This is a genomic window from Mesorhizobium sp. WSM4898, assembly GCF_029625845.1.
Taxonomy (GTDB): domain Bacteria; phylum Pseudomonadota; class Alphaproteobacteria; order Rhizobiales; family Rhizobiaceae; genus Mesorhizobium.
The window spans coordinates 869,606-894,797 of sequence record NZ_JARTVQ010000002.1; the positions used below are offsets into that span (position 1 = coordinate 869,606).

Annotated in this window: 25 protein-coding genes; 8 read left to right on the forward strand and 17 right to left on the reverse strand. The window is 63.7% G+C overall.

Annotated features, from left to right (window positions below):
• Positions 1–242 precede the first annotated feature (242 nt).
• Both carB and P9228_RS11620 read left to right on the forward strand, forming a co-directional pair.
• Positions 243–3,734: a carbamoyl-phosphate synthase large subunit gene (gene carB / locus P9228_RS11615; protein WP_278053511.1), complete on the forward strand. Its 3,492-nt coding sequence runs from the start codon at positions 243–245 to the stop codon at positions 3,732–3,734.
• 407 nt (positions 3,735–4,141) lie between these two features.
• Complete coding sequence (locus P9228_RS11620) at positions 4,142–4,486, forward strand: hypothetical protein (RefSeq protein WP_278053513.1); 345 nt, start codon at positions 4,142–4,144, stop codon at positions 4,484–4,486.
• Between the two features lie 28 nt (positions 4,487–4,514).
• On the opposite strand, the gene P9228_RS11625 is transcribed toward P9228_RS11620, so the two are convergent.
• Entirely contained in the window at positions 4,515–4,982 is a 468-nt protein-coding gene (locus P9228_RS11625; RefSeq protein ID WP_278053514.1) for a hypothetical protein, read from the reverse strand.
• Positions 4,983–5,372, reverse strand: a complete 390-nt coding sequence (locus P9228_RS11630) for a DUF6152 family protein (protein ID WP_278053515.1) — start codon at positions 5,370–5,372, stop codon at positions 4,983–4,985.
• A gap of 224 nt (positions 5,373–5,596) precedes the next feature.
• Between P9228_RS11630 and P9228_RS11635 the strand changes: the two genes are divergently transcribed.
• Positions 5,597–5,917, forward strand: a complete 321-nt coding sequence (locus P9228_RS11635) for a DUF1476 domain-containing protein (protein WP_278053517.1) — start codon at positions 5,597–5,599, stop codon at positions 5,915–5,917.
• Positions 5,918–5,947: 30 nt separating this feature from the next.
• On the opposite strand, the gene P9228_RS11640 is transcribed toward P9228_RS11635, so the two are convergent.
• From P9228_RS11640 to P9228_RS11665, 6 genes are all read right to left on the reverse strand, one after another.
• The gene (locus P9228_RS11640; RefSeq protein WP_278053519.1) at positions 5,948–6,505 is read right to left on the reverse strand and encodes a DUF4142 domain-containing protein; all 558 of its coding nucleotides are present in this window, start codon (positions 6,503–6,505) and stop codon (positions 5,948–5,950) included.
• Positions 6,506–6,711: 206 nt separating this feature from the next.
• The gene (locus P9228_RS11645) at positions 6,712–7,536 is read right to left on the reverse strand and encodes a carbohydrate ABC transporter permease (protein WP_278053520.1); all 825 of its coding nucleotides are present in this window, start codon (positions 7,534–7,536) and stop codon (positions 6,712–6,714) included.
• 1 nt (position 7,537) lies between these two features.
• On the reverse strand, positions 7,538–8,476 hold the full coding sequence (locus tag P9228_RS11650; RefSeq protein ID WP_278053521.1) for a sugar ABC transporter permease: 939 nt from the start codon (positions 8,474–8,476) through the stop codon (positions 7,538–7,540).
• 5 nt (positions 8,477–8,481) lie between these two features.
• Positions 8,482–9,750: an ABC transporter substrate-binding protein gene (locus P9228_RS11655; protein WP_127241817.1), complete on the reverse strand. Its 1,269-nt coding sequence runs from the start codon at positions 9,748–9,750 to the stop codon at positions 8,482–8,484.
• 400 nt (positions 9,751–10,150) lie between these two features.
• Positions 10,151–10,648 carry an N-acetyltransferase gene (locus tag P9228_RS11660; RefSeq protein WP_278053522.1) on the reverse strand — a complete coding sequence of 166 codons (498 nt, stop codon included), beginning with the start codon at positions 10,646–10,648 and terminating at the stop codon, positions 10,151–10,153.
• A 45-nt stretch (positions 10,649–10,693) separates the two neighbouring features.
• Positions 10,694–11,668 carry a lytic transglycosylase domain-containing protein gene (locus tag P9228_RS11665; protein WP_067326652.1) on the reverse strand — a complete coding sequence of 325 codons (975 nt, stop codon included), beginning with the start codon at positions 11,666–11,668 and terminating at the stop codon, positions 10,694–10,696.
• A 176-nt stretch (positions 11,669–11,844) separates the two neighbouring features.
• Between P9228_RS11665 and P9228_RS11670 the strand changes: the two genes are divergently transcribed.
• Positions 11,845–12,414: a methylated-DNA--[protein]-cysteine S-methyltransferase gene (locus tag P9228_RS11670; RefSeq protein WP_066994936.1), complete on the forward strand. Its 570-nt coding sequence runs from the start codon at positions 11,845–11,847 to the stop codon at positions 12,412–12,414.
• A 20-nt stretch (positions 12,415–12,434) separates the two neighbouring features.
• Here the strand turns inward: P9228_RS11670 and P9228_RS11675 are convergent, their stop codons facing one another.
• Positions 12,435–12,764, reverse strand: a complete 330-nt coding sequence (locus tag P9228_RS11675; RefSeq protein WP_067327152.1) for a hypothetical protein — start codon at positions 12,762–12,764, stop codon at positions 12,435–12,437.
• Between the two features lie 273 nt (positions 12,765–13,037).
• Here P9228_RS11675 and P9228_RS11680 point away from each other — a divergent pair, with 273 nt between their 5' ends.
• A complete protein-coding gene (locus P9228_RS11680; protein WP_066994534.1) occupies positions 13,038–13,250 on the forward strand; it encodes a cold-shock protein in 213 nt (70 codons plus the stop codon).
• 558 nt (positions 13,251–13,808) lie between these two features.
• Here the strand turns inward: P9228_RS11680 and P9228_RS11685 are convergent.
• From P9228_RS11685 to P9228_RS11695, 3 genes are all read right to left on the reverse strand, one after another.
• On the reverse strand, positions 13,809–14,417 hold the full coding sequence (locus P9228_RS11685; protein ID WP_278053526.1) for a glutathione S-transferase family protein: 609 nt from the start codon (positions 14,415–14,417) through the stop codon (positions 13,809–13,811).
• A gap of 86 nt (positions 14,418–14,503) precedes the next feature.
• Positions 14,504–15,379: an EAL domain-containing protein gene (locus P9228_RS11690; protein ID WP_278053527.1), complete on the reverse strand. Its 876-nt coding sequence runs from the start codon at positions 15,377–15,379 to the stop codon at positions 14,504–14,506.
• The gene (locus P9228_RS11695; RefSeq protein ID WP_278053528.1) at positions 15,376–16,275 is read right to left on the reverse strand and encodes an EAL domain-containing protein; all 900 of its coding nucleotides are present in this window, start codon (positions 16,273–16,275) and stop codon (positions 15,376–15,378) included. The genes P9228_RS11690 and P9228_RS11695 overlap by 4 nt, the downstream gene beginning before the upstream one ends.
• A gap of 205 nt (positions 16,276–16,480) precedes the next feature.
• Here P9228_RS11695 and P9228_RS11700 point away from each other — a divergent pair, with 205 nt between their 5' ends.
• A complete protein-coding gene (locus P9228_RS11700; RefSeq protein WP_067326660.1) occupies positions 16,481–17,683 on the forward strand; it encodes a pyridoxal phosphate-dependent aminotransferase in 1,203 nt (400 codons plus the stop codon).
• Between the two features lie 59 nt (positions 17,684–17,742).
• On the opposite strand, the gene P9228_RS11705 is transcribed toward P9228_RS11700, so the two are convergent.
• Entirely contained in the window at positions 17,743–18,138 is a 396-nt protein-coding gene (locus P9228_RS11705) for a cupin domain-containing protein (protein WP_095801631.1), read from the reverse strand.
• A gap of 273 nt (positions 18,139–18,411) precedes the next feature.
• On the opposite strand from P9228_RS11705, the gene P9228_RS11710 reads away from it, so the two are divergent.
• Entirely contained in the window at positions 18,412–20,463 is a 2,052-nt protein-coding gene (locus P9228_RS11710) for an elongation factor G (RefSeq protein ID WP_127325078.1), read from the forward strand.
• Between the two features lie 822 nt (positions 20,464–21,285).
• Here P9228_RS11710 and P9228_RS11715 read toward each other — a convergent pair.
• A complete protein-coding gene (locus P9228_RS11715; protein WP_095777339.1) occupies positions 21,286–22,182 on the reverse strand; it encodes a LysR family transcriptional regulator in 897 nt (298 codons plus the stop codon).
• A gap of 72 nt (positions 22,183–22,254) precedes the next feature.
• A complete protein-coding gene (trxB, locus tag P9228_RS11720) occupies positions 22,255–23,229 on the reverse strand; it encodes a thioredoxin-disulfide reductase (RefSeq protein WP_278053531.1) in 975 nt (324 codons plus the stop codon).
• A gap of 218 nt (positions 23,230–23,447) precedes the next feature.
• On the opposite strand from trxB, the gene P9228_RS11725 reads away from it, so the two are divergent.
• Positions 23,448–23,942: an Lrp/AsnC family transcriptional regulator gene (locus tag P9228_RS11725; RefSeq protein WP_278053533.1), complete on the forward strand. Its 495-nt coding sequence runs from the start codon at positions 23,448–23,450 to the stop codon at positions 23,940–23,942.
• A gap of 50 nt (positions 23,943–23,992) precedes the next feature.
• Here the strand turns inward: P9228_RS11725 and P9228_RS11730 are convergent, their stop codons facing one another.
• Together P9228_RS11730 and P9228_RS11735 are read right to left on the reverse strand one after the other, a co-directional pair.
• A complete protein-coding gene (locus tag P9228_RS11730; RefSeq protein ID WP_095781317.1) occupies positions 23,993–24,625 on the reverse strand; it encodes an HAD family hydrolase in 633 nt (210 codons plus the stop codon).
• Positions 24,618–25,190: an SIS domain-containing protein gene (locus P9228_RS11735; RefSeq protein WP_278053535.1), complete on the reverse strand. Its 573-nt coding sequence runs from the start codon at positions 25,188–25,190 to the stop codon at positions 24,618–24,620. Before P9228_RS11735 ends, P9228_RS11730 begins: the two co-directional genes overlap by 8 nt.
• Positions 25,191–25,192: the final 2 nt, after the last annotated feature.

The following is a 25,192-nucleotide window of genomic DNA, read 5'->3' on the forward strand; positions in this document are numbered from 1 at the left end:
GGCGTCCAATCTCCCCCCTCGTGGGCGAGATGCCCGGCAGGGCAGAGGGGGCGCGAAGGAATGAGACGCCTGTTTTGTTCCGTCACGCCAACCCGCAAAACCCTCATTTTCGGGGTTACATCCGCCAAAACTCTTCCCTATAAGGCCCTCCTAGCCTGATACCAGAATCGCAAGCACAACCGGCCGGGTCCTCCCCGCCCGGTTTTTCGTGCAAGCCGCTCGCCGAACGGAATCCACAGACCATGCCAAGACGCACCGACATCAAGTCGATCCTGATCATCGGGGCCGGCCCCATCGTCATCGGCCAGGCATGCGAGTTCGACTATTCCGGGACCCAGGCCTGCAAGGCGCTGAAGGAAGAGGGTTTCCGCGTCATCCTGGTCAACTCCAACCCGGCCACGATCATGACCGATCCGGAGCTGGCCGACGTCACCTATATCGAACCGATCACGCCGGAAGTGGTGGCGAAGATCATCGCCAAGGAGCGCCCCGACGCGCTGCTGCCCACCATGGGCGGCCAGACGGCGCTCAACACCGCGCTGTCGCTGCGCCGCATGGGCGTGCTCGACCGCTACAATGTCGAGATGATCGGCGCCGATGCGCATGCCATCGACAAGGCCGAGGACCGCGCGCTGTTCCGCCAGGCGATGAGCAAGATCGGGCTGGAGACGCCGCGCTCGATGCTGGCCAACGCCACAGAAGTCAAGGACGCCGACCGCAAGATCCACGAGGCCGAGCGCGCCGCGCTCAAAGCCGAGAACCCCGAAAACCTCGATGCCGCGCTCGATGCTTTGGAGACGCGCTGGAATCTCGGCGAAGGCGACCGCAAGCAGCGCTATATCAGCCACGCCATGGCGATCGCGGCGCAAGCGCTCGACCATGTCGGCCTGCCGGCGATTATCCGCCCCTCCTTCACCATGGGCGGCACCGGCGGCGGCATCGCCTACAACCGCGCCGAATTCTACGACATCGTTCAGTCCGGCCTCGACGCCTCGCCCACCACGGAGGTGCTGATCGAGGAGAGCGTGCTCGGCTGGAAGGAGTATGAGATGGAAGTGGTCCGCGACAAGGCGGACAACTGCATCATCATCTGCTCGATCGAGAACCTCGACCCGATGGGCGTGCACACCGGCGACAGCATCACCGTCGCGCCGGCCCTGACCTTGACCGACAAAGAGTATCAGATGATGCGCAACGCCTCGATCGCGGTGCTGCGCGAGATCGGCGTCGAGACGGGCGGCTCCAACGTCCAGTTCGCCGTCAACCCGGCCGACGGCCGCCTCGTGGTCATCGAGATGAACCCGCGCGTCTCGCGCTCGTCCGCGCTCGCGTCGAAGGCGACCGGCTTCCCGATTGCCAAGGTCGCGGCAAAGCTTGCCGTCGGCTACACGCTGGACGAGCTGGAGAACGACATCACCGGCGGCGCGACGCCGGCCTCGTTCGAGCCGTCGATCGACTATGTGGTGACCAAGATCCCGCGCTTTGCCTTCGAGAAATTCCCGGGCGCCGAGCCGGTGCTGACCACCGCCATGAAGTCGGTGGGCGAGGTGATGGCCATCGGCCGCAGCTTCCAGGAATCGCTGCAAAAGGCGCTGCGCGGACTGGAAACCGGCCTCACCGGCCTCGACGAGATCGAGATCCCCGGCCTTGGCTCGGCAGACCACGTCGACGACCGCAACGCCATCCGCGCCGCGCTCGGCACGCCGACCCCCGATCGGCTGCGCATGGTGGCGCAGGCGATCCGCATGGGTACCTCGCTCGAAGACGTGCACGCCATGTGCAAGATCGACCCGTGGTTCCTCGAGCAGATCGCCGGCATCATCGCCATGGAAGAGCGCATCCGCGAGCACGGCCTGCCGCAGGATGCGCCGAACCTGCGCATGCTGAAGGCGATGGGCTTCTCCGACGCACGCCTGGCGTCGCTGACCAGAACCGACGCGGAAGTCATTCAGAAGACCAGGCAAAAGCTCGGCGTTCATCCGGTCTATAAGCGCATCGACACCTGCGCCGCCGAGTTCGCCTCGCCGACCGCCTATATGTACTCGACCTATGAGACGCCCTTCGCCGGCGAGCTCGCCAACGAGGCGCGCGTCTCGTCGCGCAGGAAGGTCGTCATCCTCGGCGGCGGCCCGAACCGCATCGGCCAGGGCATCGAGTTCGACTATTGCTGCTGCCATGCCGCCTTTGCGCTGCGCGACGCCGGCTTCGAGGCGATCATGGTCAACTGCAACCCGGAGACCGTGTCGACCGACTACGACACATCCGACCGGCTCTATTTCGATCCGCTGACGCCGGAGGACGTGCTGGAGATCCTGCGCGCCGAGCAGGCCTCCGGCGAGCTGGTCGGCGTCATCGTCCAGTTCGGCGGCCAGACGCCGCTGAAATTGGCCGACGCGCTGGAGAAGGCCGGCATCCCGATCCTCGGCACTTCACCCGACATGATCGACCTTGCGGAAGACCGCGACCGTTTCCAGAAGCTGTTGCACAAGCTCGGGCTCACCCAGCCGAAGAACGGCATCGCCTATTCGGTCGAGCAGGCGCGCCTCGTCGCTGCCGAGCTCGGCTTTCCGCTGGTGGTGCGCCCGTCCTATGTGCTCGGCGGCCGCGCCATGCAGATCATCTACAACGAAGGCATGCTGCAGACCTATCTGCTCGACACCGTGCCCGGCCTGGTGCCGGAGGACATTAAGCAGAAATACCCGGCCGACAAGACCGGCCAGATCAACACGCTGCTCGGCAAGAACCCGCTTTTGTTCGACACTTATCTGACCGGCGCCACCGAGGTCGATGTCGACTGCCTCTGCGACGGCAAGGAAACCTTCGTCTCCGGCATCCTGGAGCACATCGAGGAGGCCGGCATCCATTCGGGCGACAGCGCCTGCTCGCTGCCGGTGTATTCGCTGCAGCCGGAACTCGTCGACGAGCTGGAACGCCAGACCGCCGCACTTGCCCGGGCGCTCAATGTCGGCGGCCTGATGAACGTGCAATACGCCATCAAGGACGGCACGGTCTATGTGCTTGAGGTGAATCCCCGCGCCTCGCGCACCGTGCCCTTCGTCGCCAAGACCATCGGCCGTCCCATTGCGAAAATCGCCGCCCGCATCATGGCCGGCGAGACGCTGGAAAACGCCTTCGCGCATTACGGCGCCATGCCTGACGCGCGCAATCCCGGCCATATCGCGGTCAAGGAAGCCGTCTTCCCCTTCGCCCGCTTCCCCGGCGTCGACATATTGCTCGGGCCGGAAATGCGCTCGACCGGCGAGGTGATGGGCCTCGACCGCGACTTTGCGCTGGCCTTCGCCAAGAGCCAGCTAGGGGCGGGTGTTGATCTCCCCCGCGCGGGCACGCTGTTCGTCTCGGTGCGGGACGAAGACAAGAAGGGAATTCTGCCCGCCGTAAAACGCCTCGCCGAGCAGGGCTTCAAGGTGCTTGCCACTTCCGGCACCGCCCGCTTCCTCGCCGAGAACGGCGTGACGGCGGAAAAGATCAACAAGGTACTCGAAGGGCGCCCCCACATCGAGGACGCCATCCGCAATCGCCAGGTCCAGATCGTCTTCAACACCACCGACGGCCAGAAAGCCGTGTCGGACTCGAAGTCGCTCCGCCGCGCGACGCTGATGCAGAAGGTGCCGTATTACACCACGCTGTCGGGTGCTGCGGCCGTGGCCGAGGCGATCGCGGCGCTAAGGGCGGGGAACCTCGAGGTCCGGCCGTTGCAGGAGTATTTTGGGTAAGGGCAACTTTGGCAGGGTAAGGAACATCACCAATTTAAAGGTATAATGTTTAGGTAATTTGCTTTCACAGAGGCGCAGTTTAGTTCGCGGCTGCCGCATCCACAGAGCCAGCTTGCGGGAATTCGCCAAGATATTGGAGCGATGCTGCCAATCCCCCCGATGTCCGGCAGGACAGAGGGGGATTGGCAGCTTCGCCGCCTCGCCGATCCTGCACCGTTGGCGATTGGCGAAAGCCGCGATGACGGCTGATCTCCCCACTTGGGGGGGGAGATGTCCGGCAGGACAGAGGGGGGCGCCGTAGAGCGCGACTTCGTGCCCGTTCATCTCAGCGCAGTTTGGTACCGGCACCGATTAGCAACTCCGGAACCCCGCTTCCCCGCATTCTGCCCTCAGGCTAAAAATCTGCGATGGGTGACATCTCCGAAGACGAAATCGATCTGCGCTGCCCGCAGGTGGTCGCCGACAACGCCACCAAGGGGCTGCGCCTGCGCAAGCAGTTCGGCCGCGGCGGCACCGAGATCGGCGTCGCGAGGGCGACGGAGTTGAAGAACCGCAAGAACCTTTCACCCTCGACCATCCGCCGCATGGTCAGCTATTTCGCCCGCCATGAGGTCGACAAGCGCGGCAAGAACTACGGCAACGAGGAAAATCCCTCTGCCGGCTACATCGCCTGGCTGCTGTGGGGCGGCGACGAAGGCCGCGCCTGGGCGCTGGAGATGAAGAAGAAAGTCGGCAACGCGCCGGACATCTGAGCAGCAGCCGGCTCTTCGTGGAACTGCTTCACAAAAACCCTATGAACCGCCCGGCGAAAAGCACGCAGGTCCACAGGCCGACCGAAATCACGGCCAGGACGGCCGCGATGCCCCCGGCCGACTCGGCCACCCCGCTCGTGCGGGTCAAGCGCGTGAAGGCGAGGAAATTGGCCCCCGCCAGCAGGATCAGCGTTATCTTGGCAAGGAAGATCGGCATCGCCGCATAGGTGCCCGCCTTTACCGAAAACAGCAGCGCCCCGGTGATGATCGCGCCGCCAAACGCCCCAAGGGCTACGCGGCGCAGCAGCGCGACGAACGGCGCGTGGGGCAGCGAGCGGAAGGCGCCAAGGACGCTGAAATCCATGAGGCCGACGCTGGTGAGCAGCGCGCCGACCGCCATGATGTGCAGCGCATTGACGATCGGATAGGCGACGAAGGAGGCTTTCAGCCCCCGCACCAAGGCAAGCTGCTCGATGCCGGCCAGAAACTCCGCCATCTAGGCCGGCGGCAGGCGGTCGGGATAGACGTCGTAGCGCTTGCCGCCGACGATGATGCGCACCGCCTTCATGCGCTTTTCCGCCTCCTCGCGCGAGCGATGGCCGATCGCCGTCACCGCGTCGCCGACCTTGGCGACCTCCTCGGTGAAGCCGGCGGCGATGGTGCGGGCCGGCGGCGCCATCTCCACCCGCCACACCTCCCCCTTCGCATCGACGTCCAGCGTCGCATGCGGATTGCCGATATAGATCGCCGCGATCTTGCCCTTGAGCTCGAAGAAGTCGTCCTGCGTCCACGACCAGCCGTGATGGGCATAGGCGGCAGTGCCGGCAGCAAACATCAACGCCGCCGCCAGCACGACGCCCTGCATATGGTTCAACGGTGACTTCATCGCCCGTCTCCTCCACTCCTCCTGCCAGGTCGAAAGTAGGCTACGGCCCGGCCAGGTCAAATCACATCGGAGCGTAAGCCCGGCATGGCACGAATTTCGGGTCCGCGGCGTCCACAGCACGATCAGGCCTTGCTACAGGCCTTCATGCTCCCCATTTTCGCTTCTCCAGGCCGCTCTTCGCATGCATCGGAGGCGGTCGAACTCACGTCTGAGCGAGGCAAACCATGAGCAGCATGAGGGACCGTCAGGAAGGCTTCGAAAAGAAATTCTCAATGGACGAGGAGACGAAGTTCAAGGCCGTGGCGCGCCGGAACAAGCTGCTCGGCCTGTGGGCCGCCGAAAAGCTCGGCAAATCCGGCGTGGATGCCGACGCCTATGCGAAAGAGGTGGTGCGCGCGGATTTCGAGGAAGCGGGCGACAACGACGTGTTCCGCAAGGTCCGTGCCGACTTCGACGCGGCGGGCGTCGTCCAGTCGGATGCCCAGATTCGCGAGGCCATGGACGAGTTGCTGGCAACGGCGGTCGAGCAGATCAAGGCGAGCTGAGGACCCGCTGCGGGGGGCAGAAACCACCCCTCACCCGTAATGCGCCACCGCCAGTTCCTTCACATGCTTCTCGTGCATTTTCAGCACCGGCAGAGTCTTCTTGGCGAATTCCTTCAGCGCCGGGTCGTCGCCGGAATTGGCATAGGTGCTGAACAGCGCGACCGCGTCCCTGTGCGCATCCATCTGCATCTTGATATACTTCCGGTCGAACTCCGTGCCGCTCGCCTGCTTCAGCTCGCCTAGCATCTGCTGTTCCTTAGGCCCCAGAGCGGGGCCGGCCGACTTGATAGAAGCCGTCGTCTGGCCCTGGCTCATCGCCGCCTTGAAATCCTCCCCTGCCTTGGTGTGGTCCCTGACCATCTCGTTGGCAAAAGCCTTGACTTCGTCCGACTGCGACTTCTCCTCGGCCAGCCTGCTCGCCTGGATTTCGAACTCGTTGGCATTGGGTACGGTGGTGACGAAAGTCTGCGTGTCGACCTTGTTGTCTGCCGCCATTGGCGCGACATCGTTGCTGTCGCTCGACTGAGCAAGGGTGGCCGGCGCGCCGGCAACGAGCGCCATGGCGGCCGCGGTCAGAAGTGTTTTCATCTGGAATCTCCGATCAGCCCCTTGCACTTCCAACGCGAAATGGCGCTGCCGGTTGCGTTGAGGGCGTGAAGGAGGCCGTGTTGAGTCAGGGTCAGGCCGAGCCGAGGATGGTCGTACCGAGAACCGGAGCGTGCTTGAAGTACGTGAACACCGAAGCGCAGGACACCGCCATTCGCAGCCCGGCATCACCTGAACATCAGCACGGCCTATCCCTTCACGCCGCCGGTGGTTAGGCCGGAAACGATCTTGCGTTGGAAGATCAGCACCAGCACCACCAGCGGCACCGTGACGATCACCGAAGCGGCCATGATGTTGCCCCAGGGGATCTCGAACTGCGAGTTGCCGGAAAGCAGCGCGATCGCCACCGGCACCGTGCGCTGCGCGTTGTTGGAGGTGAAGGTCAGCGCAAACAGGAACTCGTTCCATGCGCCGATGAAGGCGAGCAGCCCTGTCGTCGCCAATGCGGGCCACATCAGCGGCAGGAAGACGCGAGTGACGATGATCCATGGCGTCGCGCCGTCGAGGATCGCCGCTTCCTCGATTTCGACCGGCAGGTCGCGCACGAAGGCGGTGAGCACCCAGACGGTGAACGGCAGCGTGAAGATCATGTAGGAGAAGATCAGTGCGATGAGCGAATTGTAGAGGCCAAAGGCGCGGATGATCTCGAACAGGCCGGCCAGCACCGCGACCTGCGGAAACATCGACACCGATAATATGGCAAGCATCAGCGCCGAACGGCCGCGAAACTGGACGCGTGCCAGCGCATAGGCGGAGGTCACGCCGAGCAGCAGCGAGATGAGCACGACGGCGCCCGAGACGACCAGCGAATTCAGGAGATTGCGCAGGAAGGGACCTTCGACCAGCACGTTCCTGTAGTTGGCGAGGCTTAACGCCTGCGGCCAAAGGCTCGCCTCGAACAACTCTGTGCCGGATTTCAGGCTGGTGACGATGGCGTAATAGAGCGGAAACACCGCGACGAAGACGATTGCCCCCACCAGCAGGAAGAAGCCCAGGCGCTTCAACATCGCCATCTCAGCGGCCTCCTTCCAGCTCTATCCGGCCGATGCGGATGTAGCAAATGGTGAGCAGGGCGACGATCAGGAAAAGCAGCGTCGAGCCGGCCGAGCCATAGGCGAACTTGTCGAACTCGAACAGGTTCTCGCGCACGAACACCGACATCGATTTGGTGTGCACGTTGTTGGGCGTCAGCACGTAGATCAGGTCGAAGATGCGTAGCGCGTCGAGCGCGCGGAAGATCACCGCAACCATGACCGCCGGGCGGATGAGCGGCAAGGTCACCTTCCAGAAGATCTGCCACGGATTGGCGCCGTCGAGCCTGGCGACCTCGATAACATCGCGCGGCAGCATCTGCAGCGCGGCCAGGAAAAGCAGCGCCATGAACGGCGTCGTCTTCCAGATGTCGACGATCAGCACCGCGATCATCGCCGTGTCGGCGCTCGCGGTCCAGGCGATTTTCGCGTCGATCAGGCCGAGATTGAGCAGCACCGCATTGATGATGCCGAAGTGGTCGTTGAGCATCCACTGCCACATCTTGGCCGAGACGATGGTCGGGATCGCCCATGGAATGAGGATCGCCGCCCTGACGATGCCGCGGCCTCTGAAGTCGGCGTTGAGAACGAGCGCCACGATCATGCCGAGGACCGTTTCACAGCCCACCGAGACTACGGCGAAGAGCAGCGTGTTCCAGACGGCGCGCCACCAGACCGGATCGGCGAGCAGCCCGTCATAGAGCACGCGGCCGCTCGGCATGCTGAGCACCGAGAAATAATTGTCGAAGCCGATCCATTGGCGAGCGTCGAGATCGGCCAGCGAGGCGTCGGTGAAGCTGTAGTAGAAAGTGCGCAGGAGCGGCCAGCCGGCGACGGCGGCAAGGACCAGAAGCATCGGCGCCAGAAACAGCCAGGCCGAGCGCACGCGTTGCCGCATCAGGCGCGAGCGGCTCACAGGCATCGCCCTCACCAGCCCTTGCCCTTCAGCCTGGTCAGCCTGGCTTCCAGATCGGCCAGATTGTCGGCGGCGCTGCCGTCGCCCGACATGGTGTTGTGGACGGCCGTCCAAAACTGGCTCGAGGCTTCGTTGTACTTGATTTTGGCGACCGCCGAAGGGCGCGGCGCCGCGTTCAGAAATATCTGCTTCCATCGCGGGACGATCGGCTGTTCCCTGGCGATATCGGGATCGTCATAGAGCGCTTTGATGGTGGGCAGGTTGGACGTCCTCAGCGTCCGATACTTCTGCATCTCGGGCGAGGCGATGAACTTCACCAGATCGATCGCCGCGTCCTGGTGCTTGGAATATTTGGAAACCGCGAGGTTCCAGCCGCCGAGCGTTGCCGTCGGCCGGGCGTCTTCGCCGGTTCCTGCCGGCAGCGGCGCCACATCGAACTTGCCCTTGATCGGTGAGGTCTCGCTGTTGCCGAGCGCATAGGCATAGGGCCAGTTGCGCATGAAGACGGCATTGCCGGTCTGCCAGACGCCGCGCGATTCCTCTTCCTGGTAAGCGAGCACGCCCGGCGGCGCAATGGTGCCGATCCAGCCCTTGACCATGTCGAGCGCGGCCGCGGCTTGTCGATTGTTGATGGAGACCGTGCCGTTGGGCTCGATGATCTGGCCGCCGCCATTCGACCTCACCCATTCGAGCGCGTCGCAGGTCAGCCCCTCATAGGCGTTGCCCTGGAAGACGAAACCCCACAGGTCCTTGTTGCCGGCGGTGCGCTCCTTGTCCATGACGAGCTTGGCGGTGTCGGCCAGTTCCTGCCAGGTGGTCGGCACCTTGGCGCCATATTTGTCGAGCAGATCCTTGCGGTAATAGAGTGCCGGCGCGTCGGTGAAGATCGGCAGCGCCACCAGCTTTCCGTTCACGGTCTGCGACTGGATGATCGACGGGAAGTGCTCGGCCACGATATCCCTGGTCGCCGCAGTGAGATCGACGAGTTGGCTGGCAAGCTGCGGCGCCCAGATCACGTCGGTCTGGTAGACGTCGATGTCGCTGTTTCCCGCCGCGAGCCACAATCTGAACTGACCGAACTGGTCGGTGCCCGACGGCGGTATCACCACGATGTCGACCTTGTTGCCGCTCTGCTTCTGGTAGCGGTCGAGTATCTCGCGCAAGACCTTGATGCCGTTGCCCGTGTCGCCCGACACGATCGACAGCTCGACCGCGCGAGCCGGCGCCACCGCGAGCATCGCGCCGACGGCAAGTGCGAGGAATGCGCGGTAAAATTTCATGCTGGTGGGCCTCGCCTCGGAACCGTCCACGCGGACCTTGCCGCGTCGGCTGATGATGACCCTCCGCCCGCATTGAATGCGGAGCGACGCTTCGGGGTTCCCGACATGGCCATCGGGGACGGTCCGGGAGCGGACTGACCCCAGTCACTCAGTTAAGGGAGATCTCGCGATTGGCCGCAGGCCCAAAGCGGGCGGGCTCCGAAACCCGCCGCCCCGGAGCCCGCCTTGGAGTGGCTGACGCATGCCGGCACAGCCTCTCCGACGCCTTGCCAGCGTCGATCCGCCGATCGGCCGCCCTGCACCACGACGCATTAGCATGTCCTAACGTCAGCTTGTGTGAAGCGGTTCACAATGCGCCCTGCATTCGGTTGTGTCGCTGAAGGCGAATGCTGCGAAGCGCCTAGCCTTCCCAGGCCACCGGAACCATGCCGAGCCGCTCGTAAAGCCTGAAGGCTGCGGGGTTCTTCACCGTGTTGGTCTTAAGGTCGACATGGGCTGCACCCCTGTCGCGGAAAGTCAGGAACACGTGCCGCATCAGCGCCTCGCCGATGCCGTGCCTTCGCGAGTCCGGATGAACGGCGAGATCCTTGACGAAGCCCGACGCCCAGCAAAGCGCGGCACCCGCCAGCAGCCCCTTGCCGTCGATGACCAGGAAACAGAGGTCCGGATCGAACTCGGCATCGCCAGAGATGCGCGGCCACCATTCGTCGAACGGACCTTCGGCGCCGTCGTCGAATGCCTCTTCCAGCAGTGCGTGCAGGGCCTGCGCATCCCTGTGCTCGAACGGGCGCATAACGAAGCCTTCCGGCCAATGCGGCGCGGTCAGCGCATCGTCGAGAAGCTTGCGAAGGTGGACATCGTTGGGGGTCGGCGGCCGACGACTGTCAGTGTCACGCATGCAACTGCCCCAAAAGACCGATGGGACGCGCCTCGTTGCCGGCGCTCAGGCGCCTGGCTGCAGGCGGCGGCGGTCGACGCCGAGACCCGTTTGATCGAGCAGGCCCTTGCGCTTGGCGTCGTAATAATAGCCCGTCTGATAGAGCTGGTCGGCCCGCTTGGCGTTGCCGCCCGAGACCAGCCAGGCGCCGCGCAGATATTTGACAGCGTATTTGAGATTGGTCTCGGCGTCGAACAGGCCGGCTGCCGGCCCGTCATAGCCCATGCCGCGTGCCGTCGCGTGCTTGATCTGCATCAGCCCCCAATGACCGTGATTATAGGCCTTCGGATTGAAGGTGCTCTCACGGTTGACGACATGGCGCACCAGATCGACCGGCACTTCGTAGATCGCCGAATATTTCTCGATCAGCCGCTCGATCTCGGCGCGCGGACCCGTGGCATCCTGTTGGGGGCCCGGTTGGGCAAGCAGCGCCGGGTTCTGCGGCATCACATAGGCGACCTGCTGCACGCCCGGCATGGGAACCACCTTCGCAGATTGGCCGGTGACCGGCATGGCAACAGCGGCAGTCCGGTAGACGGCGGCCTGCTTGAGCGCACCGGGGCCGGTCGGCGATGCGCCGGCCATCAGCACGGGCGGCGGCGGAAACTGCCCGGCCACGGGTGTCGAGCCGGCGAACGCGGCAGGTTGCGCCGGCGGCGGGAGGGCGGCGCCGGGCTGCGCGGGCGGCGGCAACGGCGCGCCAGCCGTCGTCGCGCCAGGCGCCGTCGCCCCAGGTGCCGTCGTCAGGGCCACGGCATCGCCGGTCAACGCCGCCGTTTGCACCTGAGCGAGGCCGGAAGGCTCCGGCAGCACAGCAACGGTTTCGGGCAGCGCGATGGTTGGTGTGTCGTCCTCGGCGGCCGGCGTCGATGCCGCCGCAAGCGCCGGCGAGGGTTTCATCTGTGAGGTCGAGGTACAGCCGCTGAGGCCGGCAGCGGCAACGAGCACGCCGATCGCGGTGAGGATGATTTTCGCTGCCAAGCCCTGCAGGTCCGATTGTCCGTTGTTGAAAAGTCCTTACACCAGCGATTCCAACCGGGCAATCAGGGCCAGTGTGCAGCTTTCGGGTGGCGAGACTCGAAGCAAACTGCGATATTGTTCCCCATCTGTACTGGAGATGTACCCGTTTTTCGCAGTTTGCGGAAAGGAGCGCACCCATGGAAAACGCATTGCCGATCACGGCCGGCCACGCAGTGTTAGAAACAGTGATCGGCTTCATGGGCATCGCCTGGAGCGAAAAGGGCCTGATCCGGCTCTGCCTGCCCGAGCGTAGCCGCGAAGCGGTCGAGCGCCGCCTGTTTCGCCATGCCGGCGTCTCTACCTCCACCGAACAGCCGCAATGGGTGGTCGAACTGATCGCCTCGATCAAGGCCTATGCGGCCGGGGAGGATGTCGATTTCTCCGGCGTGCCGGTCGATCTCGACGGCGTCGACGATTTCCGCCTCGCCATCTATGACGCTGCGCGCAAGCTCGGCTTCGGCGAGACCACCACCTATGGCGAACTGGCCAAGCGGGCCGGCCATGCCGGGCTTGCCCGCGAAACCGGTGCAGCCCTCGGCGCCAATCCGGTGCCGCTGGTCATTCCCTGCCACCGCATCCTTGCCGCGGGGGGCAAGATCGGCGGCTTCTCGGCTACTGGCGGCTCGGCCACCAAGGAGAAGATGCTGGCCATGGAAGGCGTGCGGGTCGGTCCGCCGCCGGCCGCTCAGGCATCATTCGCGTTCTGACACAGCTTGCCGAAAGGACTCTAATGGCGTGGGAAGATCCGCCGTCGGAAATGCCGGTCGAAGTCCGGCCGTTTGCAGATATAGACGGGGCAGGATTTAGTATCGGCGCTCGGCACATAGGCCCGCGCTCTCACCTCGCCCATGTTGCAGAAGCGCTCGTCCCGCACATAGCGGTCATAAAGCGGCAGTCCCGGCACGCGCGTCGACTGATAGCGCAGGATGACCGCGCCCTGCCTGGCGATCGTCGCCCGCACGCGGTCGCAGCTCATGCGCGTCGGGTCGTAGCGCGAGACGGCCTGCGCCTCGGCGGCCACCAACATCAGGCAGGCGGCAAGCAGAATTGTCCTCATGATCTTCTCCCGCAACAGCAAGCGCATCTTCCCTCCACAACGCATCCCCGGCTGCAAACCTTCCAAGCGCAGTGGGCTCCGTTGGACGCTATCGCGGCACATGCCGGTAACGCCATCTTGTTTTCGTTCGCGAACCATACTATATCCGGCGCATTGAATTTGGCCGATCGATCGGGCCGCGATCTTCGCGTTTGCTGACGTCTATCTCCAAAATTTCGATACCACCGGCCGGGCTTTGGTCCGGTCAAACGAAGCAAATGTGAAGGACTCTACATGGCAACTGGTACGGTTAAGTGGTTCAACGCCACCAAGGGCTACGGCTTCATCCAGCCCGACAATGGCGGCGCGGACGTTTTCGTCCACATCTCCGCCGTCGAGCGCGCTGGCATGACCACCCTCGTTGAAGGCCAGAAGATCAGCTTCGAGATCGAGCAGGACCGCCGCACCGGCAAGTCCGCTGCTGGGTCTCTCAGCAAGGCAGCCTGATTTGGCGCTGGCATTTTGCAGCCGGGCGTGATCGCCTGGCATTGCACAATGCGCCTAGTTAGCGACGCGCACCGGGCGAGAGCCTGGAGCGGGCGGCAAGTCACGGATGTACTGACGGTCGTGCGATAAGCGCGCCGGAGCGAAAGGACCCGACAAGCTGGAACAGCAGATAGCTGCCGGCCCGGCCCCAACGCTTCCGATCAGGCTACCGGCATAGGAAGGCGGGCATTGTCCCGCCTTTTTTGTTGCCTGAATTGGCAAGCCGCCGCCCGCGCTTGTGGTCCCACTTTGCTGCCGGCAAACTGCGTGACCAAAGGCAGTTCGCCGTACCGGCCGACAAGAACTTCACTTCGATGAGACCAATCCGCGACATCCATCCCTCCATTTCAAAAGGTGGGAGAGCTTTGGTCGGCGAGGATAGACGACACTTATCGGGCCTTGGCCCTCGAAAGCGCTGATGCTTCGACTGGATCTGGATCGGCACCCCATGCCGAATACGATCGTCTCATCAAATAGCCAGCATTCGGCGGCTGCAAAATGCTGCGGCATAGAAACAGACTACCCCACCCACTCGATCGGCACGTGCCCCTTGTCCGTCTCGACCCGCTTCAGCCACTCCACCACGGCCGGATAGGCGTCGAGCTGGAAACCGCCCATCTCGGCGGTGTGAGTGTAGGCATAGAGCGCAATGTCGGCGACGCTGTAGCTGGCGCCGGCAAAAAAGGCGTTCTGCTCCAGATACTTGTTCATCACGCCGAGCGCCTTGTTGCCGCGCTCCAAGGTCAGCGCCAACCGTTCCGGCGTCGCATCCTTCGCCCTCTCGGGAAATGTGAGCAGCGCCTTGCGCACCGCGATATAGGGCTCGTGGCTGTACTGCTCGAAGAACAGCCACTGATACGCTAGCGCCCGCTCATATCTGTCGGCGGGCAGGAAGCGCGTGCCTTCGGCGAGATAGAGCAGAATGGCGTTGGATTCAGCGATGCGTCGGCCGTCGTCGAGCTCGATCAGCGGCACCATCGCGTTGGGGTTCTTGGCGACATAGTCGGCCTTGCGCGTCTCCCCGGTGTGCGAGCTCACTTCGATGCGGGTGAAGGGAATGCCGAGCTTTGCCATCAACAGACGCGGCTTGTAGCAATTGCCGCTGTCGATCATGTCATAAAGGATCATGGCCCTCTCCGCGCGCGACGAACGATCAGCTGCCTCTAACTCGCCTGTGCGGGGTTCATCCAGTGATTTGTTTTTGAGTGAAAGCATCAGCGGCGCTGATGCAAAGGCACTACCTTGTTGTCCATGCCGAGCAGCGCATCGATCGCCAGCGGCTCTTCGTTGAAGATGGTGCCGGCGAGCGCCGGGCGGGCGAGGTGATATCCTTGCAGGAGGTCGACGCCGCCATCGAGCGCGACGCGCAGATGCGTGGCATGCTCGATGCCCTCGACCAGCACCTTGGCGCCGCGGTCGTGCAGCGTCGAAACCAGCGGCCGGAAGAACCGCTCGGCGGCGGCATGGCGGCAGAACTCGGCGAACCAGCCGCCGTCGATTTTGACGATGTCGGGCGACAGCAGGCCGATGCGCGCGTCGGTCGAATGTCCGGTGCCGAAGTCATCGATGGCGATGCGGACACCGCCACGCCTCATCTCGCGCACGAGGCGGGCGAGCACATGCTCGTCGGCTGCCTGCTCGGTGATCTCGCAGACCAGCATGGCCGGCTCGAGGCCGAAATCGCCGAGATGCCTGGCCATCAGCCGGATCTCGGCGAGCGCCCGTCCGAGATGATCGTTGATCATCGGATTGTAGTTGAAGAACAGGGTAAGGCCATCGACGCCGATGTTGCGGTAGTTGCCGAGATACAGCATCCGGCACATCGTCTCGACGAACAGACGGTCCTTTGCCGCAACGCTGTCGAAGAAAACTTGCGGCGCAACCGGCGTCGCGACGCGCCGCGGCTCGATCAGCGCCTCGACGGCGACGGGTTGCAGCGATCTGCCACGCGGCGCGAAGATCGGCTGGTAGGCGCTCCACAGCCGGAACTCGCCATAGACGCCGAATTGAAGGCCGATCTCGTCTTCGAAGATCGCTTCGGCGACACCACGCCGCCTTTCGGGGCGCTGCCTGTCGGGCCGCCCGATCATGGCGTCACCTTGCGCCCAAACGCCTTGGTCGGGCGAGCTGACGCCACCGGAGCGGGACTGGCGGCCGCGATCGTTTTGCCCTCCCCGGCCGCGGGCGCCTGCACGCTCTTGCCGAAGACGCGAAGACTGGTCGAGGCCAGCTCCGGCCGGGCAAGCACATAGCCTTGCACCATCGACGCCCCGGATTTCTCGGCGAGCTCGAGCTGCCAGCCTTCCTCGATGCCTTCGAAAACCGTGCGGATGCCCTGACTTTCGAAGCTCGTCACCATCGTTGTCAGCAGCGCGAATCCGGCTCCGGACTCCATCAGCTGCGTGATCCAGTTGGCGTCGAACTTGACGATGTCCGGCCGCAATTCCTTGATGCGGTTGATGTCGGATTCGTCGGCGCCGTAATCGTCGACGGCGATGCGGAACCCGTTGGCGCGCAGCGCCTCGACGAAGCTGTAGAGCGTTTCCTGCGAAGCCGATTTCTGCTCGGTGACCTCGCACACGATACGGCGCGGGTCGATGCCGGCCTCGTGCAGCACCAGCCGCATGTCGCGCAGCGCCTTGTCGACGATGGCGCGGTCGGTGAACACCGACGGATCGAAATTGACGAAAATCGACGCCTCTTGCGGCAGACAGCCGCCGGCGTTGAGCAGATGCAGCGTCCTGGTCAGCGCCTCGATATGCAGCCGGTCGCCTGCGGGGCAAGTGCCGAAGAAGCTCATCGGCGATTGCGGCTCACCGTCGCGGAACGGGCGGATAAGCCCCTCGAAGGCGACGAGCGAAAGCTTGCCTCCATCGAAGGCGAAGATTGGCTGGAAGGCGCTCTGCAGCGTGTAGATTCCCCAGACACCGCTTGAGGTGCCGTCATCATGACGGATGATACGGGCAAGCCCGATGCTGCGCGACAAAGGTCCCTCGCTCCGCAGAATAAGCGGAATTCGATCTGCCATCCTGCCAGCCAAGGGTTTACCGCTCGTTGATGAATTTATAGTTGCCGCTCACGCCACCTTGACCTCTGGATCACCCGACAATGCTTGCGCTTGGCCCGATGATGCGACATGAGAGGCGCCGCGGCCGCTCCTGGCCGCGCCCTTCTCTTGGAGACGCTCTGTCATGGCCTTTCTTGCCGACGCCCTTTCCCGCGTGAAGCCTTCCGCGACCATCGCGGTGACGCAGAAAGCGCGTGAGCTGAAAAATGCCGGCCGTGACGTCATCGGCCTCGGCGCCGGCGAGCCGGACTTCGACACGCCCGATAACATCAAGAACGCGGCGATCGAGGCGATCCGGCGTGGCGAGACCAAGTACCCGCCGGTCTCCGGCATCGCGCCGCTGCGCGAGGCGATCGCGAAAAAATTCAAGCGGGAGAACAATCTCGACTACCGACCGGAGCAGACCATCGTCGGCACCGGCGGCAAGCAGATCCTGTTCAACGCCTTCATGGCGACGCTGAACCCCGGCGACGAGGTCATCATCCCGCGCCCCTATTGGGTGAGCTACCCGGAAATGGTGGCGATCTGTGGCGGCACGTCCGTCTTTGCCGACACCTCGATCGACAACGGCTTCAAGCTAACGGCTGAGGTGCTGGAAAGGGCGATCACGCCGAAGACGAAATGGCTGCTGATGAACTCGCCGTCCAACCCATCGGGCGCCGCTTACACCGAGCGTGAACTCAGGGCCCTGGCCGACGTGCTGCTCAAGCACCCGCATGTCTGGACGCTGACCGACGACATGTATGAGCACCTGACCTATGGCGACTTCTTCTTCAAGACCATCGCCGAGGTCGAACCGAGCCTCTACGAGCGCACGCTGACCATGAACGGCGTGTCGAAGGCCTATGCCATGACCGGCTGGCGTATCGGCTACGCCGCCGGCCCGGTGCCGCTGATCAAGGCAATGGACATGATCCAGGGCCAGCAGACTTCCGGCGCCTGCACCATCGCGCAATGGGCGTCCGTCGAGGCGCTCAACGGCCCGCAGGACTTCATCGCCAAGAACAAGGCGATCTTCCAGGGCCGGCGCGACCTCGTCGTGTCGATGCTCAACCAGGCGCGCGGCATCTCGTGCCCATCGCCGGAAGGCGCCTTCTACGTCTATCCGTCCTGCGCTGAGCTGATCGGCAAGAAGACGAAGGCCGGCAAGGTCATCGACAATGACGAAGCCTTCTGCTCGGAGCTGCTCGACGCCGAAGGCGTTGCCGTTGTGTTCGGATCGGCCTTCGGCCTCGGCCCGAACTTCCGCATCTCCTACGCAACATCGGAGGCGCTGCTGGAGGAAGCCTGCACCCGCATCCAGCGCTTCACTGCGTCGCTGACCTGATCGGCAACGCCGCCATCCACAAAAACCCGGCTTCGCGCCGGGTTTTTGTTGGACGGCAATCAGCCGCCATACTGTTCGTCGGAGACCGCCTCGAGCCACTCGGCATGGACGCCGTCCAGCGCTTCCTGCATGGCGACATGCGTCATCGTGGTCTTCGGCCCGGCGCCGTGCCAGTGCTTTTCGCCCGGCGCGAAGGAGATGACGTCGCCGGCCCTGATCACCTCGATCGGCCCGCCCCACGTTTGCGCAAGCCCGGCGCCGGCGGTGACATAGAGCGTCTGGCCGAGCGGGTGCGTGTGCCAATGCGTGCGGGCGCCCGGTTCGAAACTGACCAGGGTCGCCCTCAGCCGCGCCGGCGCCTCCTTCTCGATGATCGGCGTCTGCAGCACCTTGCCGGTGAAATACTTTTCAGGCGCGATGATCGTCGGCACGCTGCCGCACGCAATGATCCTCATCGTAGAAACTCTCAAATCGTTAGGGACCGTCCGCCGCAGCGGGAGGTCAGTTTCTTGCTATATGGCGACCGACGCAATCGCCTTTGAGCGCTTGAGCCACCGGGCTGTTCGAAACCGAGCACAAAACCAAAGCCGGCGCATTTCCTATTTTCCTTGCCCTCTCCGCTAACCCGTGTGACGATGGCCTTGGCAGGTGGTGAGCAACAACCCCGCCCGCGACGGCTGAACAGGCCGGCCGCCGCTCCCAGGGAAACGCCTGAGTGGAGGTCAGCCATGGGTAATCGCGCCGGAGGACGACGCACGGGACCGAAATGCATCGCCATAGTCGGTCCCTTCGCAAGCGGTAAGACGACACTTCTCGAAGCTATCCTCGCCCGCACGGGCGCCATTCCCCGCCAGAATCCCGTCTCATCGGGCAACACGGTTTCCGATCATTCGCCAGAAGCCCGCGCCCACGCCATGAGCGTCGAGGCGACCTTTGCCACGACGGAATTCATGGGCGAGCAGTTCACCTTCGTCGATTGCCCCGGTTCCATCGAGTTCGCCTTCGAGGCGGAGCCGGTGCTTGCCGCCTGCGATGTCGCCGTGGTCGTGGCCGAAGCGGACGAAAAGAAGATACCCGCGCTTCAGCTCATCATGCGCAAGCTCGACGATCTCGGCGTGCCGCGCATCCTGTTCCTCAACAAGGTGGACAAGGCGGTCGCCGGCGTGCGCGAGACGCTAAAGATGCTGCAGCCGGCCAGCTCGGCGCCGCTGCTGCTGCGCCAGATTCCATTGCGCAAGGATGGTGTCGTCATCGGCTCGATCGATCTGGCCTTGGAGCGCGCCTATGTCTACCGGGAATATGCCGAAAGCCAGGTCGCCGAGATTCCGGACGACGACAAGGCGCGCGAGCTCGAGGCACGGTTCTCGATGCTGGAGACGCTGGCCGACCATGACGACCAGCTGATGGAGCAGTTGCTGGAGGAGATCGAGCCGCCGAAGGACGCGATCTTCGATGACCTTGCCGCTGACCTGCGCGCCGGCTCGGTGACGCCGGTGCTGATCGGTACCGCCGAGAAGGGCAACGGTGTGCTGCGCCTGTTGAAAGCTATCCGCCACGACGCGCCTGACGTCGAGGCGACGCGCAAGCGCCTTGGCGCGCCTGATGGCAGCCAGACGGTCGTGCAGGTGATGAAGACCATCCACACCGCGCATGGCGGCAAACTGTCTATTTCGCGTGTGCTTTCCGGCCAGGTGGCCGACGCGGCCGAACTCTTCCTCTCCAGCGGCGACACGACGAAGGTCTCCGGCATCTACAAGATGCTTGGCAAAGACCAGTTGAAGCTGCCGTCGGCCAAGGCTGGCGATACCGTCGCGCTCGGCAAGCTCGACAATGTCAGGACCGGCCAAACGCTGAGTTCGGCCAAGGGCGGCATCAAGCCGCTGATCGCCCTGGAGCCCCCGCAACCGGTGTTCGCATTCGCTCTGCGCCCCAAGGAGCGCAAGGACGAGGTCAAGATGTCGGCAGCGATCCAGAGGCTAGCCGAGGAAGACCCCTCGCTCAGCCTGCACCACAACCAGGATTCCGCGGAGACCATATTGTCGGGCCATGGCGAAATGCACCTGCGCGTCGTGCGCGAGCGGCTGGAGGGCAAGAACCAGATCCCGATCGATGGCCATTCGCCGGCGGTGCCCTATCGCGAGACGATCCGCAAATCCGCGCAGCAGCGCGGCCGCCACAAGAAACAGTCGGGCGGCCACGGCCAGTTCGGCGACGTGGTGATCGAGATCAAGCCGCTGCCGCGCGGCACGGGTTTCCAGTTCACCGACACCATCACCGGCGGCGTCGTGCCAAAAACCTACATCCAGTCGGTGGAGACCGGCATCCGCGACTATCTGAAATCCGGTCCGCTCGGCTTCCCGGTGGTCGATGTCGCCGTCAACCTTTCGGACGGCTCCTATCATGCCGTCGACTCGTCCGACATGGCCTTCCAGATGGCGGCCAAGCTGGCGATGAAGGAAGGCATGGCGGCCTGTTCGCCGGTTCTGCTGGAACCGATCATGAAGGTCGAGATCGTCACGCCTTCAGATGCGACCTCGAGGATTATCGCTTTGATCCCGCAGCGGCGCGGCCAGATCCTTGGCTATGACGCGCGGCCCGGCTGGCCGGGCTGGGACGTGGTCGAAGCGACCATGCCCCAGGCCGAGATCGGCGACCTGATCATCGAGCTGCGCTCGGCGACGGCAGGCGTCGCCAGCTACAAGGCCGTCTTCGACCATATGGCCGAGCTGACCGGGCGCCTCGCCGACGAGGCGATGAACGCCAACGGCAAGGCCGCCTGATCGGATCTTGTTGAAGACGCGAAAACGGCGCCCGGATCGTCCGGGCGCCGTTCTTATTGCGGACTGTCTTCCTTGGGAGGCAACGGCAGGTCCGCCGCATCAGGAAATGGATCGGACGCGGTAGCTGCCTGAGCCCGGCCTGTCCGAGTGATGCCCCCATCTCCCGGACCGACCAACCGCGTCCTATGATCTACCTAATCGATAGAGTGCGTCTGCGACATGTTACCCGATGTTACATGTCACTGTTACGCGGGCCGCGCGCACGCATTTCTGGTGTCGGCGTGACTTCGGCGCAACAAAAAAGCCGGATCAATAAAGATCCGGCTGAGTTTGATTGGAAGTGCCGATTAGGGCTAACCTCCAGAGGGGAACACTCGAGGGCGCTAATGGGAGGAGAACGCGCCCTGGAGATGAACTATATATGTGCTCATCATGCTCAAGAAACAAGCATCTATTTTGCAACACACGCATGCAAAAAGAGGTAGGCTGTGGTCTAATCCGTCGCGAGAACCGATAGGACCAGAAAAAATCGCCGAATCCAGAGCCGTTCCGGACTGAAAGCGATCGCTGATATGCAAACCGGGTCAGATTCCGGTGCCGAAATACGCTAAATTCACAATGATGCGAACTTGGGCTGGTCGCGTTTATTTCTGCGGCAGGAGAGCCCGATGCGAACTTTTTCGGCAATTGCCGGCAGCGCCTTGTTCTTTGTCTCCGCCCCGGGCGCGCTGCCTCCGGCTGGCTGCCCCACGCCATGGCGCGATTAAGTCCCTGTCGTGGGCCAGGTCAGGCCGGCACCACCCGAATATCGGCAGGTCCCTGCTAGTAGGACCAACTGCGCGCCTTGGCGATGATGAAATCGCGGAACACGTGCAGCTTCGCCTGGTTCTTCATTGCGTCGGGATAGGCGAAATAGGTGTCGAAGGACGGCACCTCGGTTTCGGGCAGCAACTGGACGAGGTTCGAGTCCTTGTTGATGACGTAGTCGGGCAGCATGGCGATGCCGGCGCCGCCCTGGACCGCGCGCTTGATCGACAGGATGTCGTTGATCTGCAGCGTCGGCACCCTTTGCCCGCCCTCGAAATCGCCCACCGTCTCCAGCCAGTTCAGCTCCGACAGATGCGAGGGCACCGGCACGCCGAAGGTGACGATCCGGTGGTTCCTGAGCTCGGCGATCGAGGCGGGCTTGCCGAACTTCGCCACATAGGAAGGCGACGCATAAAGGTGGAAATGCACCGTAAACAGCCGGCGCTGGATAAGATCCGGCTGCTGCGGCTGGCGTAGGCGGATGGCGCAATCGGCCTGACGCATGGTGAGGTCGAGCTCCTCGTTGGCGAGGATGAGCTGCAGGCTGATCTCGGGGTAGAGCTCGATGAATTCCTGCACGCGCTCGGTCAGCCAGCCGGCCCCGAGCCCCACCGTTGTTGTGACCCTCAGCACGCCGGACGGGCGATCCTTGGTCTCGGTCAGCCGCGACTTGATCGTCTCCAGCTTCATCAGCACGTCATGTGCCGTGCGGAACAGCATCTCGCCCTGCTCGGTCAACACGAGGCCACGCGCGTGGCGATGGAACAGCGCCACGCCGACGTCATGCTCCAGTGCGCTGACCTGCCGCGAGATCGCCGACTGCGACAGATGCAGCGTTTCGGCGGCATGGGTAAACGACCCAGCCTCCGCCGCAGCGTGAAACACGCGTAGCTTGTCCCAGTCCAGCGCCATGATTCCCCTCGTGTTGCCCTTGGCGTCTGAATGAAAAATCAGGCTTTTAAGCGGCTTTTTTCAGCCGATCGATTATTCCGCCGCTTCGCGGTGAACCTCGATCCCCGCCAGATATTTCTCCGCCTCGAGCGCGGCCATGCAACCGAGCCCGGCAGCTGTAACCGCTTGCCGGTAGACATCGTCGGTGACGTCGCCGGCGGCGAAAACGCCGGGAACATCGGTACGGGTCGAATCGGGCGCCGTCCACAGATAGCCGTTCGGCTTCTGCTTCAGCTTGCCGATGAAAAGCTCGACCGCCGGCGCATGGCCGATCGCGACAAAGACGCCATCGACCTGCAGCTGCGACACTTCGCCCGTCACCACATTGCGCAGCTTCAAGCCGTCGACCGAAGGCGGCAGCGGTGCCTTGCCCGGCTGCCCGGTGATCTCGTCGACGACGGTATCCCAGATGATGCGGACATTGTCCTTCTTGAACAGCCGCTCGCGCAGGATACGCTCGGCGCGGAAATCGTTGCGGCGGTGAATGACGGTGACGCTCCTGGCGAGGTTGGCAAGGTAGAGCGCCTCCTCCACCGCCGAATTGCCGCCGCCGACCACGGCGACATCCTTGCCGCGATAGAAGAAGCCGTCGCAGGTGGCGCAGGCCGAGACGCCGAAGCCCATGAACGTCTGCTCGGACGGGATACCCAGCCACTTGGCTTGCGCGCCGGTGGCGATGATCAAAGCGTCGGCGGTGTAGACGGTGCCGGAATCGCCGGTGGCGCGAAACGGCCGCACATTGAGGTCGACCTCGGTGATGATGTCGTTGACGATCTCGGTGCCGACATGCTCGGCCTGCTTGAGCATCTGCTCCATCAGCCAGGGGCCCTGGATCGGATCGGCGAAGCCCGGATAGTTTTCGACGTCGGTGGTGATCATCAACTGACCGCCCTGCTGCAGGCCGGCGACAAGCATCGGCTTCAGCATGGCGCGGGCGGCATAGATCGCCGCGGTGTAGCCGGCCGGCCCGGAGCCGATGATGAGAACGGGCGCGTGTTTGGTGTTCATGAAAAAGTCCCCTGCGGCGAGGGCCGTGGTTTTGTTGCCGGTAATGTAAGTGCTGCCCGCCAAGCCAGCAAGGCAGCTTGGCCTTCGTCCCCGGAAAGCTTCATAGCGGTATACAGGGCCATATCGCAGCCAGTTGCAGAAAAATCATCGCAAAGGGATGGCCTCGCGCGCGAAACCAAATTACAAAATCGCGAAAGATTCTTGCGCGAAAGCTGATCATGCCGCTCAAAGCCGATCTCGACGCCATCGACTGGAAGATCCTGCGAGAGCTGCAGAGTGACGGTCGTATGACCAATGTCGAGTTGTCCGGCCGCGTCGGCATCTCGGCGCCGCCTTGCCTGCGCCGCGTCAGGCGACTGGAAGAGGCCGGCATCATCCGCGGTTACCGTGCGCTCCTCAATGCGCCGGCGCTCGGCATGGATGTCGTCGCCTTCTGCCTGATCGGCCTGCACCATCAGGCCGACGCCGAGCTCAAGGCTTTTGCCGAGCGGACGAGGGGCTGGCCGATCGTTCGCGATGCCTGGATGGTGTCGGGCGAGTCCGATTTCCTGCTGCATTGCGTGGCAAGCGACCTTGGCACCTTCCAGACCTTCGTCATCGAGGAGCTCGCCTCGGCGCCCAATGTCGACACGGTGCGCACCGCGCTGACCATCCGCCGGGTCAAGGATGAGGGGCTGGTCGCCTTTCCGGCTCAATGCGCCGGCTTCCGGTGAAGCCGCTGGAAAAACAGCGGTTTGGCGCTCAATTTTGAATCAATCCGCGATCATTGCGATCGTATCGCGGTGAGCAGACCTTCCAGGTCCCGCACATCGCGCAGCGGCAAAACGGAAAAGCCGCCCATCGGTGTGGCTTCGCCATCGACAAGCCAGCCGCGCTCGAGGCCGGCGCGCTGGCCTGCTTCCATGTCGGCCGGCTTGTCGCCGACGATCAGCGATCGCTTGAGATCGAGGCCGAGGCGGCGCCCTGCCTCGAGCAGCATGCCCGGATTGGGCTTGCGCATCGGATGATCGGCGATCGCCAGCGGCCCCGAACCGGCCTCGTGGTAGGCGCAGGCCAGCACCATGTCGACGGCTGCGTTCTTCTCGGCAAGCAGTTCGAGCACCCGCTGATTAACCCGGGCGAAGGCATCCCAGCCAAAATAGCCGCGCGCGATACCGGACTGATTAGTGATGAGGATGACCGGAATGCCGCGCCGATTCGCGGCTTCTATGGCAGGCGCGATACCGTCGCGCAGCACCATGGCGTCCGGATCGTCAGGATAGCCGGTATCGATATTGATGGTGCCGTCACGGTCTAGAAACAGTGCCGGCAGGCCAGCCGGAAACGCCTTGGCGCCAATCCGCTCGATCCACAGGCCGGGCTCGACGAGCGGAAAATCCCCTTCGCGGTCAGCCATTGCTGAGACGCGCTTCGACCGCCTCGCACAGGTGGTGATAGAGGCAGAGATGCCCCTGCTGGATGATCGGCGTCGAGGTCGACGGCACGTTGAGCAAGATGTCCGTGAGCGGCTTGAGCTTGCCGCCGGTGTCGCCGGTGAGGCTGATCACCGCCATGCCCATGGCCCGCGCCTGCTCGGCGGCGGCAAGGATGCTCGGCGAATTGCCGCTGGTGGAGATGGCGAGCAATACCGCGCCTTCCGACCCATGCGCCTCGACCTGGCGTGAGAAGACGGTGTCGAAGCCGTAGTCGTTGCCCCAGGCGGTCAGCACCGCCGCATTGGCCGGCAGCGCGATGACATTATAGGCCTTGCGCTCTTTAAGGAACCGGCCGACCAGTTCGCCGGCGATGTGGATGGCGTCGCTCGCCGAGCCGCCATTGCCGCAGATCAGCAGCGCCTTGCCGTGTGACAGCGCCTTCACGACCGCGCTCACCGCGCGCTCCATCTCGCCGGTGAGATCGCGCTCGACCATTGCCGAGATCGCCGCCGCGGAGCGGACCAGATAGTCGTTCAGCTCGGACATGA

Excerpts from the sequence above, each read along its gene's own strand:
- carB (WP_278053511.1), top strand. The coding sequence starts at position 243 with ATGCCAAGACGCACCGACATCAAGTCGATCCTGATCATCGGGGCCGGC.
- P9228_RS11620 (WP_278053513.1), top strand. The coding sequence starts at position 4,142 with ATGGGTGACATCTCCGAAGACGAAATCGATCTGCGCTGCCCGCAGGTG.
- P9228_RS11625 (WP_278053514.1), bottom strand. The coding sequence starts at position 4,982 with ATGGCGGAGTTTCTGGCCGGCATCGAGCAGCTTGCCTTGGTGCGGGGG.
- P9228_RS11630 (WP_278053515.1), bottom strand. The coding sequence starts at position 5,372 with ATGAAGTCACCGTTGAACCATATGCAGGGCGTCGTGCTGGCGGCGGCG.
- P9228_RS11635 (WP_278053517.1), top strand. The coding sequence starts at position 5,597 with ATGAGCAGCATGAGGGACCGTCAGGAAGGCTTCGAAAAGAAATTCTCA.
- P9228_RS11640 (WP_278053519.1), bottom strand. The coding sequence starts at position 6,505 with ATGAAAACACTTCTGACCGCGGCCGCCATGGCGCTCGTTGCCGGCGCG.
- P9228_RS11645 (WP_278053520.1), bottom strand. The coding sequence starts at position 7,536 with ATGGCGATGTTGAAGCGCCTGGGCTTCTTCCTGCTGGTGGGGGCAATC.
- P9228_RS11650 (WP_278053521.1), bottom strand. The coding sequence starts at position 8,476 with ATGCCTGTGAGCCGCTCGCGCCTGATGCGGCAACGCGTGCGCTCGGCC.
- P9228_RS11655 (WP_127241817.1), bottom strand. The coding sequence starts at position 9,750 with ATGAAATTTTACCGCGCATTCCTCGCACTTGCCGTCGGCGCGATGCTC.
- P9228_RS11660 (WP_278053522.1), bottom strand. The coding sequence starts at position 10,648 with ATGCGTGACACTGACAGTCGTCGGCCGCCGACCCCCAACGATGTCCAC.
- P9228_RS11670 (WP_066994936.1), top strand. The coding sequence starts at position 11,845 with ATGGAAAACGCATTGCCGATCACGGCCGGCCACGCAGTGTTAGAAACA.
- P9228_RS11675 (WP_067327152.1), bottom strand. The coding sequence starts at position 12,764 with ATGAGGACAATTCTGCTTGCCGCCTGCCTGATGTTGGTGGCCGCCGAG.
- P9228_RS11680 (WP_066994534.1), top strand. The coding sequence starts at position 13,038 with ATGGCAACTGGTACGGTTAAGTGGTTCAACGCCACCAAGGGCTACGGC.
- P9228_RS11685 (WP_278053526.1), bottom strand. The coding sequence starts at position 14,417 with ATGATCCTTTATGACATGATCGACAGCGGCAATTGCTACAAGCCGCGT.
- P9228_RS11690 (WP_278053527.1), bottom strand. The coding sequence starts at position 15,379 with ATGATCGGGCGGCCCGACAGGCAGCGCCCCGAAAGGCGGCGTGGTGTC.
- P9228_RS11700 (WP_067326660.1), top strand. The coding sequence starts at position 16,481 with ATGGCCTTTCTTGCCGACGCCCTTTCCCGCGTGAAGCCTTCCGCGACC.
- P9228_RS11705 (WP_095801631.1), bottom strand. The coding sequence starts at position 18,138 with ATGAGGATCATTGCGTGCGGCAGCGTGCCGACGATCATCGCGCCTGAA.
- P9228_RS11710 (WP_127325078.1), top strand. The coding sequence starts at position 18,412 with ATGGGTAATCGCGCCGGAGGACGACGCACGGGACCGAAATGCATCGCC.
- P9228_RS11715 (WP_095777339.1), bottom strand. The coding sequence starts at position 22,182 with ATGGCGCTGGACTGGGACAAGCTACGCGTGTTTCACGCTGCGGCGGAG.
- trxB (WP_278053531.1), bottom strand. The coding sequence starts at position 23,229 with ATGAACACCAAACACGCGCCCGTTCTCATCATCGGCTCCGGGCCGGCC.
- P9228_RS11725 (WP_278053533.1), top strand. The coding sequence starts at position 23,448 with ATGCCGCTCAAAGCCGATCTCGACGCCATCGACTGGAAGATCCTGCGA.
- P9228_RS11730 (WP_095781317.1), bottom strand. The coding sequence starts at position 24,625 with ATGGCTGACCGCGAAGGGGATTTTCCGCTCGTCGAGCCCGGCCTGTGG.
- P9228_RS11735 (WP_278053535.1), bottom strand. The coding sequence starts at position 25,190 with ATGTCCGAGCTGAACGACTATCTGGTCCGCTCCGCGGCGGCGATCTCG.